The organism is Aquimarina sp. MMG015 (genome assembly GCF_018100855.1).
Classification (GTDB): Bacteria; Bacteroidota; Bacteroidia; order Flavobacteriales; family Flavobacteriaceae; genus Aquimarina; species Aquimarina latercula.
The window spans coordinates 569,411-583,350 of the sequence record NZ_JAGJEB010000002.1; the positions used below are offsets into that span (position 1 = coordinate 569,411).

Here is a 13,940-nt window from a genome sequence, read left to right on the forward strand (position 1 = left end):
TAGTGATCTTTGAAACTTAACTTTTTTAGCATAACGTAGTATTGAAAAAAATTCTAATCATAGGAGCCAGTGGTTTTATAGGAAACGCTCTATATAAAGAGCTTAATTCTTATTTTGATACGTATGGTACATATCATACGGATAATCCCTTTTATGAAAAGAATCAAAAATTCTTTCAGTATGATATGGAATTAGAAGATATCTCAATATTATTAGATAATCTTAAACCCACTATCATTGTTTCTGCTATTAGAGGGAACTTTAACTCTCAAGTCGATGCACATCATAGAATTATAGATTGGATCAAGAAAAATAAATCTAAATTGATATTCTTATCCAGTGCAAATGTATTTGACACCTTTAGTAATTATCCTTCTTATGAATATGATAAAACATTAAGTGAAAGTGTTTTTGGTAGATTTAAAATAAAAATTGAAAATGCATTGATGCGACTACCAACTCATAAATACGTAATCGCTAGGATACCTATGATTTTTGGAGCTAGTACTCCACGTGTACAAGAGCTTAGAACATTATATGATCTTAAAGCCTCGATAGAAGTTTTTCCTAACGTTATTATAAATGCTACTTCAATTTCTAAACTGACACAACAATTACATTACATAATTAATAGAAGTAAAAAAGGCATCTTTCATCTAGGAAGTACTGATCTTATCTATCACTTAGATCTTATAAAAGAAATCTGTGATATGCTCCAATTTGAAGATCCAATATTTAAACAAGTTTTTGATTCCAATAATGATCGGTATTTAGCGGTACTTCCTAAAGATAACTTGTTACCAAAAAATCTGCAAATCACAACCAAAGAAGTTATCGATTCTATTATCTTAAAGTAAGTCAGATTCTTAATGAAATTATAATCCATAGTTAGAAGTCATATTTCGTCCTTATCTTTGTTTAATATGAATTTTGAAGGGAAGAAGATTATACTATTTGATGGTGTTTGCAACTTATGTAATGGTGCTGTTAATTTCATTATCAAAAGAGATAAGAATGATGTTTTTAGATATGCATCGTTACAAAGTGATATAGGTAAAAAATTGGCTTCAGAGATTGGTGTAGATACGTCAAAGTTAGATACTATTCTGCTTATTGAACCATCTGTAGCATATTATCATAAATCAACAGCCGCTCTACAAATTGCAAAGCGGCTGTCTGGTGGTTATCCGTTACTTTCTGTTTTTCTTATTTTTCCGAAGATTCTAAGAGATTGGTTTTATGATATTATTGCTAAAAACAGATATAAATGGTTTGGCAAAAGAGATAATTGTGTAATTCCAACTCCAGAACTTAAAGCCCTATTTATTGATTAAATCGGTTAAAATATAATTTAGAAAATCAAAGTATTTCTTGATTCTCGATTTTTTTTAATTCACTCTTTTCTTTAGCCAGTTCATTCATATTGTCAATATGCACAAATCCTAAACAGAATATTGTAAAACATATAAGAACTACCGGTAATAACAATTGCTTCATATCTATTTTATTTTGGGATTAAAATAACTTGGGAGCAAAAAAAGACCATCCTTTAATTACGGTTTAAAAGTAATCATGTTTACACCCTACTCACCTTCGTCTTTTAGAATTCGTAGCAATTCAATTAGAATTCGTTATTGTAGTTATTGTACTTATCAAAAAAACGTTTTTAGAAGCATCGACCAAACATCATTTAAATAGGAATTTGTCCTAGACTTAACGGTAAAATCAAAGGTATATAGCATAAAAAAACTGCCTTACTATAAATAGATAAGACAGTTTATTGGTGGTTATCCGTTACTTTTTTTGTTTTCCCTTTTATTCCTTCAGTTCCGAAGTAATAGTTCCCTCTTGTTTATTAGTTTGTAACGTATCCTTTCCTTCTCTTCATTTTACATCAAACTCTTCTATCGTTGTATCGATATCAGAATTATCATCAATTTGGTGTTTCTCTCTTAGCTGATTATATTCTTTATCAAGCTTGTTTACATTATCAATATGCACTATACTTAGGCATATTACTGCAAATGAGATCAAAGCTACTGGTAGAAAAAGCCGTTTCATAATGAGTCTTTTTAAGTTTATTAATATGTGTGGTTCAAAAGTATACTTATCTATCGCACAAATTAAGGGGACTTTAGCTAAAAATCATATAGGGGTTTTCCCCCTTTTTTAATATATAATAACCGTAAACAAAACACAATATACTAATAAACAAGCATTTAGATACATATATTTAAATCAAAAAATATAGCGTTAATATAAAATCATAAAAAAAGAGCTATACAATAGCTCTTAAAATTTTGGTGAAATCTTATGTCTCTTTTTGTTTTTTAGAGGATAAAACTAAAAACATAGAAGGATTTACTCGATCAAATGTACACTTCACTCAATACCTATTTATTCTTATGCACTACAATTATATTTTCGTTTAAAATCTAAAACAACATACAACTATGAGAACCTTTACTTTACTTCTAGTATTACTACCTACTATCATTTTTGGTAATGATGAAAAAAGAATATCATCTACTATAAGAGAAGTCACCGTTTATCTATCGGGTGCAAGAATACAAAGAACTGCTATCACAGATCTAGTTCCAGGAGTAAACGAAATCATATTTTATGATCTTTCTAATAAAATAGATGAAAACAGCATCCAAATCTCAGGACTAAAAAACGCTTCTATTTTATCAATAAATTATGGAATTAATTATCTAGAAAAGAAAAAAAACTCCGAAGAGTTAGAATCTTTAGAAAATCAACTAGAATTACTCTTATTTCAAAAAAATAAATTAGAAAATATACTCTCCGGACTTAATCATGAAATGAAAGTGTTAGAGAATAATCAACGTATCGGGAGTGATCAAACGGACCTTTCATTAGATAAAGTAAAACAAATCTCTACTTATTATAGAAAAAGATCAGTCGCTATACAAAATGAAACATACGTCATCAATCAGAAAAAAAATAAACTACAAGATGACATTAGTAAAATAATAAATCAAATAGATAATCTAAGTGATAATACAAAAGAAGAAAGAGGAGAAATCAAAATAAAAATAGAAGTTCCATCTGTTACAAATCTTGAGTTGAAATTTAATTATAACGTAACGGATGCTGGATGGTTTCCTTTATATGATATCAAATCAAAAAGTACAGATACTCCGTTAGAAATAACCTATAAGGCTAACGTTTATCAAAAAACAGGAACGGATTGGAACAAAACGAAAGTTATCTTATCGACTGGAGACCCAACAACTAATAACATAAAACCAGACCTTACAACAAGATATTTAAACTTCGGTTATGATAGTTATAAAAGGAGAAGTGGGATAAATAGATATTCTTCTACCTATAATCCAAATATAAAAACTGTTAGCGGAATTGTTACTGATCATAAAGGACTACCGCTACCTGGTGTTAATGTAATAGAAAAAGGAACAAGTAATGGTACATCTACAGATTTTGATGGTAGATATACCATCAATATTCAACAAGGAAAACAATTAACATTTTCATACATTGGTTTTGCTACAGAAGAAGTAAAGATTGGAAGTTCTATAATGAATATAAATTTAGAAGAAGATGACCACACATTAGAAGAAGTTGTTATCACTGGATACGCCAGTTCATCAGGATATAGAAAAGCTTCACGTAGCAAACCAAAAAGAAAAAAAGAATCTTATAATCTTACTGTCGATTCTAAACAAGAAGGAATCACCACTACCCGATTTGTAATTAAAAAGAAATATACTATCAAATCTAATACAGATATAACAACTCTAGAGATTGATAATTTTGATATGGATGCAACTTATAGTTATTATGTAGCTCCAGAATTAAATGAGAATGTATTTTTAACTGCCAAATTAGGTAACTGGGAACAATTTGACTTATTAGAAGGAGAAGCAAACATATATTTTGAAGGTAGTTATGCCGGAAAAACAAACATTGATCCACACGCAACTACAGATAGTTTAATGATCTCACTGGGAACTGATCCAAACATTATTGTAAAACGAAAGCCTTTAAAAAAATTCAAAAGAAAATCCTTTTATGGAAATAATAGAGTTGTAGATCTTGGGTACTCAATACACTTAAAAAACAGTAAACAAAACTCAATTCATTTAATTCTAGAAGATCGAATTCCTATATCTCAGAATAAGGAAATCAAAGTAGATAATATTAAAACAAATGATGCTAATTATGATGCTAAAACAGGAATTATGAAATGGAAATTAACTATCAAACCCAAAACACAATTAGAAAAACAATTTTCTTATGAACTAAAATATCCAAAAAACAAAAGAGTTAACCTCTAACCCTTTTGTTTCATAAAGGTAAAGATTTTTATCTCTCAAAACGAAATGAAAAACCATCTTCAAATATTTCTTCTACGGTAAATGATGTATTTCCTAAATTAATACCTCCTACAACTATTTCGTTAACAATAAGAATATCAGCATCCGCCGGAGCAGAAATACTATAGGTATAAGTTCCTGAATCCAATAATACATTAAAAGATGAATCAGTAATCGTATTATTAATAGTCACCATTCCTGTAGTTTCATTAAAATCCCATACAATAAGGCCTTTTTCTATATCCTCATCCACTCCTGTAACTCCACCAGAAACCCTAACCAGGTTCCAAGCTCCTGCAATTTTTGATGACTGGGCATTATTATCATCATCATTACTACAACTGAATAGGATAATCGAAAGCAATACAATACAAAAGTGTCTCATCTGTTTATTTTTTAGTTTATTAAAAGTGAAAAAACTAAAATTTATACCCGGTTATCAATTAGTTAATTCTCTTAATAGATGAAATACTTATAAATTGGTTGCGTCTTAAGAGTAATAAGTTAACCAAGGATAGGATTAGCAATTTTTTCTATTTCATCTAACAAAGCATTAAAATCTACTTCAGTTGTAAGAGGATTCATTATTGAAGTTCTTAGATAACGATCCTCTCCTATCATTGTTTGTACGATATAGAATTTACCAGATAAAATCAGTTCTTCTCTTATTTTAGAGTTGAACGAATTAAGATCATTTTCTGATATGTTAGTATATCTAAAATTCACAATATTAGCTTCAGGGTATATTAATAACTCAAATCCTTCTCTATTCTCTATGATTCTTGAAAAGGCTTTTCCTAAGTCATATAACCGATCGATATTCTTTTCGAATATGTCATTCCCGTACATTCTAATATTAGAATATACTTTTAGTGACATCATTAGTTTTGTGCATTCAAAAGTTCTTTTACCAGAATTATACCATTCCCTTGATTGCTGAGAATCCCAAAGATATTGCGCTTTCTGTTCAAAAGTTCTATAAGAATCTTGACTATCTTTAAAAATTAATGCTGTATTTAATGATGGCGTCAGTAACATTTTATGGAAATCGATTACTACAGAATCTGCTTTTTCAATTCCTTTTGCTAAATGCCTATATTTTTTTGAAAAAACGACTCCTCCACCATGTGCGCCATCTATGTGAAACCATAAATTATGTTCTGAAGCAAAAGATGCTAATTCATTTAAATCATCATAAGAACCCGTAGATGTAGAAGAAGCACATCCAACAAGTGCAATAACTGTTAATCCTTTATTTTTTGCCTTTTTTAAATACTCTTCTAATAAAGAAGTATTTATTTTAAAATTTTCATCGGCAGGAACTTTTACTATTCCTTCTGAACCAAATCCCAATATTCTAGCTGCACGGTCGATACAATAATGTGCTTCTTCAGAAACTAATACCGCTAATTTCTGATTATGTCCATCTTCCCAAACCGAACCTGGTGCTTTTGCTTTTCGAGCAGCTAATAAAGCTGTCAAATTAGCTAATGTACCACCCGAAGTAAGAAAACCAGACGAATTAGCTCCATATCCAATCTTATCTGCAACAAAATCAGTAACTATTTTTTCTAATGCATTAGAAGCCATTCCCATTTCATAGACTCCAGTTCCATTGCTCAAAACATCAACCATTAAACCAGACAAACTACTTATTCCAGAAGGTACCGCTACTTGATGTCCCATATACCTTGGATGGTGCACATGAATAGATCTATCAAGAATTTTTTGATAAAAATCCATTATACTAGTATCAGAAGATATATCTTCTTTCCAATATGATAATTCTTTTTCTGGATCTTCAAACTTAATAACAGATTGTTCTCTATTCGATTGCACCTGACTGAGGTGGTCAGCTAGCATATCAACTAATTGATGACCTATTTCTCTAAAATCTGAAGGATTGTATACTTTTTCCAATGATTCGTCTAAGAATATATTTTCATTCATAGTACCTTAATTGCTCAATTTTCAATAAAGGTAAAACTACCAATCCTATTAATAAGAAAAAGCATTCAATTTTAGAAAAAGTATAACAAATAAATTCTAAAGTTCTTTATTATCCCTGATAATGATCATCCCAATCTTTTACCTTAGGATCCCCTAATTTACCAACGGATTTTGCAACAATCATAGAAACAGTAGCATCTCCTGTTACATTGATAGTAGTTCTCAACATATCTAATGGACGATCTACAGCAAAGATTAAGGCTAAACCAATAGGAAGTTTATCCGACGGGAAACCAATTGCCTCTAATACGATTACCAACATAACCATTCCTGCTCCAGGAACAGCCGCAGAACCAATAGATGCTAACAATGCCGTTAATACAATAGTGATCTGGTTGCTAAATGTAAGCCCTTCTGGCCATAACACTTGCATAATAAATACTGAAGCTACTGCTTGATATAGACTTGTACCATCCATATTAATAGTAGCACCAACTGGTAGTACAAAACTAGATACTTCTTTATCAACACCAATATGCTCTTCTACTCTTTCCATGGTTACTGGTAATGTCGCCGCACTAGAGCTTGTAGAAAATGCTAATAATTGTGCTGGACTGATTTGTTTTAAAAACCATAAAGGAGATTTTTTGGTAATTACGGATACCAAAATACTATAAAATACAATCATTAGCGCTAATCCAAATACTACAACTCCTGCATACCTCAATAATGCTAATAATATATCTGGATCATCAGAAGTAACAACCACATTTGCCAACAATGCAAAAACAGCATACGGAGCAGTGAGCATGATTAAATCAACCATTTTTAAAACAACCTCATTTAAACTATCGAAAAACTTTTTTAAAGGATCTGATTGTTCTTCTTTAATAAGTAACATACTAATCCCTAAGAAAATAGCGAAAAATATTACTTGCAGCATCAGTTTATTATTACTCATAGCCGCTACTGCGTTCTGAGGAACCATATCTATAACAAACTGTAAAGGACCACTTTCTTTTTGTCTTCCGGCCTCGGCAATACGTTCAGATATTTTAGAACTGCTAGCATATTCGTTGGTTAATTTTTCTATAGTTTCTGGAGTAATTCCATCTCCAGGTTTCATTACATTAACTAATAACAATCCTATAGTAATTGCAATAACGGTAGTTAAAACATAGATTATTATTGTTCTTCCTCCTATTTTCTTAAACTTAGAAATATCTTTTAAATCAGAAATACCCTTTATTAAAGAAGCAAGAATTAACGGAACAGCTATTAATTTTAATAGATTAACGAAAATTGTACCTAAAGGAGCTATCCAATCTCCTGTAAATCCTTTCCCCCAGGAAAATTGTGTCATTAAAAACCCGAATAATATTCCAGCGATCATTCCGATCATTATTTGCCAATGCAATGCTAGTTTCTTCATGTGAATTATCTAATTTTTTGAATACAAGAAGTCGAAGATATAAAAAAAGGATGAGTAGATAAGTTTTTTAGTAGATGAGTATGTGAGAATAGTACAAAAACCGATAAAACGAACCTCTCACGAAACTAAGATTTACCAAAGTAGCATAAGAAATTACTGGATTAGTAAATCGATGATAAAATTACTTCTTAATATCATATTTTATTAGTTTTCCTTTTTGCCAAGGAATAAAAGGAGATAGGTGTAAACCATATATGATTTTATCATCATATACAGCTATCGAAGTTACTTCTTGATCTAAACGATATGATCTTATAGGATTGAGTTGGTAATCAAACACATATATTACACTTTTTTTTGGATCAGTATTACCAAATTCTTTTCCTCTATAAACAGCATAGATATAGGTATCGGTAAGCTTGATGTCTAAAAACTCATATAAAGAACGGTTGGTATAACCGATTAGCATTTTGTTATCCTCCTCCTTATCAGCATAATAAATCGGTAATTTACTATGCGGCACAAGCACAGAGGCGAACTCTTTTGTTTCTGTATTAAAAACTTCTAATAAAGGAACCGTTTCATAAGCAATTACAATATGACGATCATTCTTTTCCATCTTAGCCGTAGATATAAAATTTCTTATCGCTATGGAATTCAACTTACCTTTTGGAGGGTTTAATAATGTTCCATACCCTTTTACTGTTCCAGAGACCATATCTTTTTCATATATACGATGATCTTTCTTACTAAATTGTCCAGCATACCATAACTTTTGATTATTTTTATCATAATTCAAAAAGTAGATATATTCATCTTCATCTAGCTTTTTACTAATGGTATCATTAGATAAATTAATTAGATCTTGTAACTCATAATAAAGATATTTCTTATCATTTTGATCCCAAACGATAAAGGCAGTATTGCCGTTCTTTTCAAAAGTACCAACATCAGATAATTCATTTGGTCCATTTCCAATCCCTATATACTGATCAACATATTTATTGTTTTCAATATCGATTAGATGCAAGTGCTTTTGAGTTTCAGTATCGTGAATTACCAAATGATTATCGAGCAATGTTAGTCTTAATGGAGCGACTAATTTATCGGATCCAATATCCAATTTTTCAGAAACCAGATCAACTTTGTCTACAAAACTCTCATTCGTGATTTTTTTGTATTCTTTCCCTAAATATTGGCTGTAAACAATACCTCCGTAACAACAAAGTACTAATAAAAGATAAACACGCTTAGAAGGATTAGACAACATATTAATATTACTTCTTGATCGTACGATTCATTAACCAATAATCTACGATGACTAAGGCTGCCATTGCTTCTACAATGGGCACTGCTCTAGGTACTACACAAGGATCGTGTCTTCCTTTTCCTTGCATATTTACAACATTCCCTTCCTTATCAATGGTTTCTTGATCCTGCATAATAGTCGCTACAGGCTTAAAAGCGACATTAAAATAAATATCCATTCCGTTAGAAATACCACCTTGTATCCCTCCAGAAAGATTGGTCTTGGTAGTACCATCCGAATTAAACAAATCGTTATGCTTGCTTCCTTTTAACTCTGCTCCTGCAAAACCACTACCATATTCAAATCCTTTTACTGCATTAATGGATAACATTGCCTTACCTAATTCTGCATGTAACTTATCAAAAACAGGCTCTCCTAATCCCACTGGAACACCAGATATTGCACAACTGACCAATCCACCAACTGTATCTCCTTCTTTTCTAATTTGCTTGATATATTGTTCCATTTCCTGTGCTTTCTGGGGATCTGGACAACGAACAATATTACTTTCTGTCAACGAAAAATCAAGTTCCGTATGTGATTTATCTAACTTTATTGATCCTACTCCACTTACATATGCGTTAAATGAAATTCCTGAAAGCACTTGCTTTGCAATAGCGCCTGCTACTACTCTACTAGCAGTTTCTCTGGCAGAAGAACGTCCACCTCCACGATAATCCCGAAGACCATATTTTTGATCATAAGTATAATCCGCATGAGAAGGTCTATACGAATCTTTTATATGCGAATAATCTTTAGATTTTTGGTTAGCATTTTTAATCACAAAACCAATCGGAGTTCCTGTTGTTACACCTTCAAATATTCCTGAATAAAACTCTACAGTATCAGGTTCTTTACGTTGCGTAACAATAGCAGATTGACCTGGTTTACGACGATCTAATTCTGATTGTATCGCCTCTAGATCTAAAGTTACTCCAGAAGGACATCCATCAATTACTCCTCCAATTGCTACTCCATGAGATTCTCCAAAAGTGGTTACCTTAAATAGATTTCCAAATGTATTTCCTGCCATTCAAAACAATTTTTAACAAATGTACTTGTTAATCTTTAAAAACGCCATAGTAATTTGATAGAAAAACGGCTATTTGCTTCTTAAAAATTGTTACTCTTTCAGATTTCAAACTCTTTTATTACACAATGAATATTTTTATTGATTTATGATGTTAACCAATTCATAGTATTTATAGCATTAAAGAATATTTTCATCTCCTGCAAAGTACCGATACTTATACGTGCCCAAGTTGGATAATGTTTTCCTCCACTCGGAAAAATGGCAATCCCAAATGGCACTAATTCTTCTTTTAATCGCTTAACATCTTTTACTTCTATCAACATAAAGTTAGTGTCACTTTTTAAATATTTCAAGCCCATTTTTTTTAAGTTACTTTCCATATACGTTCTTACCTCTACATTCTTTTTTCTATATTCATCTACATAATCAGTGTCGTCTAAAGCAGTTATTGCAGCTACAATCCCAGGGTTACCGATCAATCCGCTAAAAGTATAGGAATCATGATTCAACTTTGCTATCGTTTCGGGCAATCCCATTGCATATCCAACCCGTAAACCAGCTAAACCAAATGCTTTAGAAAAAGTTCTAATAATCAATACATTATATTTTTGTTTTAATAACTCAATAGTATCTGGTCTTCTAGAAGGTTCCATTAATTCTACATAGGCCTCATCAATAGCAATAGTACAATTGGTAGTAGCTAATTCTTTACAAAAAGATTCTAGCTTAGCCGCTGGTAATGATTTTCCGGTTGGATTATTTGGGTTACATATATATACAAGTTTTGTGTTCTTAGTTATTTCTTTTTTAGTAGTTTCTAAATCAATATCCATTCCATCGGTAAGTAGTATTCTCTTTACTTTGTGATCAAAAATTCTATCAGCGAAAGCAGCAGTAACATTAAATGTAGTCGCAGGAACTATAATACCATCTCGTTGCTGTCCAAATGTTCTGGTTAGCATACATAATATTTCAAAAGATCCATGGCCAAAAATCACTTGATCTTTTGCAATTCCATTGATTTTGGCTATTTTTTCTTTTAGTGTGTCTGTAGAATACGAATGAAACGATGCATACCTATTTACTCGATTAGTGTTATTGGTGATAGCATCTAATACTTTTTGAGAAGGTCCATAAGGGTTTTCATTAGAAAATAACCTAATATTCTCATCATTTCCTAATGGTTTTACATCATTTTTATCTAATAAAGTGGCTCCATAAGATATTGGAGAAATAGTACTTGCTACTGCTAAGGTGCTTCCTAATTGTAAAAATTTTCTTCTATTAAATCCTGTTGCTTTCATATGAGTATTGGTTTTCTACAAATTTGACTGATATACAGTGTATTTCCTATCAAGATCGTGATTCTGGTATACTAAAACGTGATATACTCAATTACCATTACTATCGTTTTTATATAAAAATTTCTTAATTTTCGACCGAACAAGAAATATCTATTAATGAAGGTTTGTATAGCCGAAAAACCAAGTGTTGCTAGAGAAATTGCTACTGTTTTAGGAGCTAATACAAAACGTGATGGTTATTATGAAGGAAATGGATATGCTGTTACCTATACCTTTGGGCACTTATGTACTTTGTTTGAGCCTAATGATTACAAACCACACTGGAAAAGTTGGGATCTTAATAATCTACCAATGCTTCCAGAAAAGTTTAAAACTAAAGTTGTAGATAATCAAGGAATTCAGAAACAGTTTAACATCGTTAAATCTTTATTTGATCAAGCAAGTCTAGTAATTAATTGCGGGGATGCAGGACAAGAAGGAGAACTCATACAACGATGGGTCATCAATCAAGCAGGATATTCTGGAGAAATACAGCGATTATGGATTTCATCATTAACTACAGAAGCAATTAAAGAAGGGTTTGATAATCTCAAGCCTTCTGAACAATATGATAACTTATATTATGCAGGTTTTTCTAGAGCCATCGGTGACTGGTTATTAGGCATGAATGCTACCAGATTGTATACAGTAAAACACGGAGGTTACAAACAAGTATTATCTATCGGTAGAGTACAAACTCCTAGTCTTGCGATGGTTGTTCATAGATATAAAGAAATCCAAAACTTTATACCACAACCGTATTGGGAATTACAAACCTTATATCGGGATACTTTATTTAGTTATGAGGAAGGGAGATTCTTAAAAAAAGAAGATGGCGAATTATTAGCTAATAAAGTAAAAAAAAGTGATTTTGAAATTGTTTCTATCACTAAAAAGGATGGAAAGGAATATGCTCCCAAGTTATTTGATTTAACAGGATTGCAAGTATATTGTAATACTAAGTTCGGATTTTCTGCAGATGAAACTCTAAAAATTGTACAAAGATTGTATGAACAAAAAGTTGTTACGTACCCAAGAGTAGATACTACCTTTCTGCCAAATGATGTATACCCAAAAGTTCCTGGCATCTTAAGAAATTTGACCGATTACGGCGCATTAACTAAACCTTTATTAGACAAAAAGATTAAAAAATCATCAAAAGTTTTTAATGATAAAAAAGTAACCGACCACCACGCTATTATTCCAACTGGTGAGCAAATAAACCTGCAATATAATCAAAAACAGGTATATGATATTATTACAAAACGTTTTATTGCAGTATTTTATGATGATTGTAAAGTAGCTAATACTACGGTAATCGGTAAAGCTGATTCAGTTTCTTTTAAAACCACAGGCAAAGTTATTTTAGACAAAGGATGGCGAGTAGTTTTTGAGAATCCAAATGCTCCTAATAAAAAAGAAACTGGAATTCTTCCTGTTTTTACAAAAGGAGAAAAAGGACCTCATGAACCTACTTTTCTCGAAAAAGAAACTAAACCCCCAAAACAGTTTACAGAAGCTACCTTACTTAGAGCTATGGAAACTGCAGGAAAACAGGTGGATGATGATGAGATGCGAGAGCTTATGAAAGAAAATGGTATCGGTAGACCATCTACAAGAGCAAATATTATCGAAACGCTATTTAAGCGTAAATATATTGAACGTAATAAAAAACAAATCTTGCCAACTAGCACAGGTATTCAGCTTATTGACACTATTCAGAATAAACTACTTATTTCTGCTGAGTTAACAGGAAGATGGGAAAAACAGCTAAAAGAAATTGAAAAAGGTTCTTTTAATGCAGGAGCATTCATTAAAAATATGAAACAAATGGTGGACCATTTGGTGTATGAAGTAAGAACGGAAAAAACAAGAGCTAATATATCTTATACAGCCGATAAAAAAACGCAAAAAACGAATACAGAAAAAACTAAAAAGACTTCGACAATAATAGAAGAGCTTTGCCCTAAATGCAAAAAAGGAAAAATCTTAAAAGGAAAATCTGCTTATGGTTGTAGCGCGTTTAAAGATGGCTGTAGTTTTCAACTACCATTTACCTATTTAGGGAAAAAAATATCCGAAAAACAATATATCAGGTTAGTAAAAAAAGGATGTACTGTTAACTTAAAAGGTTTTAAATCAGAAAGCGGACTTGTAGAAGGTCTACTTCGTTTTGATGATCATTTTAGGATTATATTAGAAGAGAAAAAGACAAAATCAGCTACTACGACCAGTACACCTGATCAAATGGAATGTCCTAAATGTAAAAAAGGACACATCCTGAAAGGGAAAACTGCTTACGGCTGTAGTGAATTCAAAAACGATTGTGACTTTAGATATTCATTTGATATGTTACGAACTAAAACTACTGGAAAAAATATAACCAAAGCATTAGTCTCTCAAATTCTTAGAGAAAATTACAACTAATACTATTTTAGAATCTTAAAATACTATTAAAAGCACCTTGACATTTTACTAATAACTAATTATATACTTACTTAGTAACTACGGA

Annotated in this window: 11 protein-coding genes; 4 read left to right on the top strand and 7 right to left on the bottom strand. The window is 31.3% G+C overall.

What is annotated here, in order from left to right:
* Positions 1–41 precede the first annotated feature (41 nt).
* Positions 42–857: a sugar nucleotide-binding protein gene (locus J8L88_RS05880; RefSeq protein WP_027391245.1), complete on the top strand. Its 816-nt coding sequence runs from the start codon at positions 42–44 to the stop codon at positions 855–857.
* Positions 858–923: 66 nt separating this feature from the next.
* Positions 924–1,334 (top strand): thiol-disulfide oxidoreductase DCC family protein, encoded by a 411-nt coding sequence (locus J8L88_RS05885; protein WP_027391244.1) that lies wholly within the window; start codon positions 924–926, stop codon positions 1,332–1,334.
* A 550-nt stretch (positions 1,335–1,884) separates the two neighbouring features.
* Here J8L88_RS05885 and J8L88_RS05890 read toward each other — a convergent pair.
* On the bottom strand, positions 1,885–2,061 hold the full coding sequence (locus J8L88_RS05890) for a hypothetical protein (RefSeq protein WP_155839588.1): 177 nt from the start codon (positions 2,059–2,061) through the stop codon (positions 1,885–1,887).
* 392 nt (positions 2,062–2,453) lie between these two features.
* Between J8L88_RS05890 and J8L88_RS05895 the strand changes: the two genes are divergently transcribed.
* A complete protein-coding gene (locus J8L88_RS05895; RefSeq protein WP_211060223.1) occupies positions 2,454–4,322 on the top strand; it encodes a DUF4139 domain-containing protein in 1,869 nt (622 codons plus the stop codon).
* A gap of 28 nt (positions 4,323–4,350) precedes the next feature.
* On the opposite strand, the gene J8L88_RS05900 is transcribed toward J8L88_RS05895, so the two are convergent.
* The 6 genes from J8L88_RS05900 to J8L88_RS05925 all read right to left on the bottom strand — a co-directional run bounded on the left by J8L88_RS05900 (position 4,351) and on the right by J8L88_RS05925 (position 11,389).
* Positions 4,351–4,746 carry a hypothetical protein gene (locus J8L88_RS05900; RefSeq protein ID WP_211060224.1) on the bottom strand — a complete coding sequence of 132 codons (396 nt, stop codon included), beginning with the start codon at positions 4,744–4,746 and terminating at the stop codon, positions 4,351–4,353.
* A gap of 119 nt (positions 4,747–4,865) precedes the next feature.
* Positions 4,866–6,311, bottom strand: a complete 1,446-nt coding sequence (locus tag J8L88_RS05905) for an aminotransferase class I/II-fold pyridoxal phosphate-dependent enzyme (protein ID WP_211060225.1) — start codon at positions 6,309–6,311, stop codon at positions 4,866–4,868.
* Positions 6,312–6,420: 109 nt separating this feature from the next.
* The gene (locus J8L88_RS05910; protein ID WP_027391241.1) at positions 6,421–7,743 is read right to left on the bottom strand and encodes a dicarboxylate/amino acid:cation symporter; all 1,323 of its coding nucleotides are present in this window, start codon (positions 7,741–7,743) and stop codon (positions 6,421–6,423) included.
* A 181-nt stretch (positions 7,744–7,924) separates the two neighbouring features.
* Positions 7,925–9,013, bottom strand: a complete 1,089-nt coding sequence (locus J8L88_RS05915; RefSeq protein ID WP_211060226.1) for a BF3164 family lipoprotein — start codon at positions 9,011–9,013, stop codon at positions 7,925–7,927.
* A gap of 7 nt (positions 9,014–9,020) precedes the next feature.
* A complete protein-coding gene (aroC, locus tag J8L88_RS05920; RefSeq protein ID WP_211060227.1) occupies positions 9,021–10,085 on the bottom strand; it encodes a chorismate synthase in 1,065 nt (354 codons plus the stop codon).
* Positions 10,086–10,228: 143 nt separating this feature from the next.
* On the bottom strand, positions 10,229–11,389 hold the full coding sequence (locus J8L88_RS05925; protein WP_211060228.1) for a histidinol-phosphate transaminase: 1,161 nt from the start codon (positions 11,387–11,389) through the stop codon (positions 10,229–10,231).
* Positions 11,390–11,545: 156 nt separating this feature from the next.
* Here J8L88_RS05925 and J8L88_RS05930 point away from each other — a divergent pair, with 156 nt between their 5' ends.
* Entirely contained in the window at positions 11,546–13,855 is a 2,310-nt protein-coding gene (locus J8L88_RS05930) for a type IA DNA topoisomerase (RefSeq protein WP_211060229.1), read from the top strand.
* Positions 13,856–13,940: the final 85 nt, after the last annotated feature.

Coding starts and splice junctions, on each gene's coding strand:
- J8L88_RS05925 (WP_211060228.1), bottom strand. CDS start 11,389: ATGAAAGCAACAGGATTTAATAGAAGAAAATTTTTACAATTAGGAAGC.
- J8L88_RS05905 (WP_211060225.1), bottom strand. CDS start 6,311: ATGAATGAAAATATATTCTTAGACGAATCATTGGAAAAAGTATACAAT.
- aroC (WP_211060227.1), bottom strand. CDS start 10,085: ATGGCAGGAAATACATTTGGAAATCTATTTAAGGTAACCACTTTTGGA.
- J8L88_RS05885 (WP_027391244.1), top strand. CDS start 924: ATGAATTTTGAAGGGAAGAAGATTATACTATTTGATGGTGTTTGCAAC.
- J8L88_RS05915 (WP_211060226.1), bottom strand. CDS start 9,013: ATGTTGTCTAATCCTTCTAAGCGTGTTTATCTTTTATTAGTACTTTGT.
- J8L88_RS05890 (WP_155839588.1), bottom strand. CDS start 2,061: ATGAAACGGCTTTTTCTACCAGTAGCTTTGATCTCATTTGCAGTAATA.
- J8L88_RS05910 (WP_027391241.1), bottom strand. CDS start 7,743: ATGAAGAAACTAGCATTGCATTGGCAAATAATGATCGGAATGATCGCT.
- J8L88_RS05895 (WP_211060223.1), top strand. CDS start 2,454: ATGAGAACCTTTACTTTACTTCTAGTATTACTACCTACTATCATTTTT.
- J8L88_RS05900 (WP_211060224.1), bottom strand. CDS start 4,746: ATGAGACACTTTTGTATTGTATTGCTTTCGATTATCCTATTCAGTTGT.
- J8L88_RS05930 (WP_211060229.1), top strand. CDS start 11,546: ATGAAGGTTTGTATAGCCGAAAAACCAAGTGTTGCTAGAGAAATTGCT.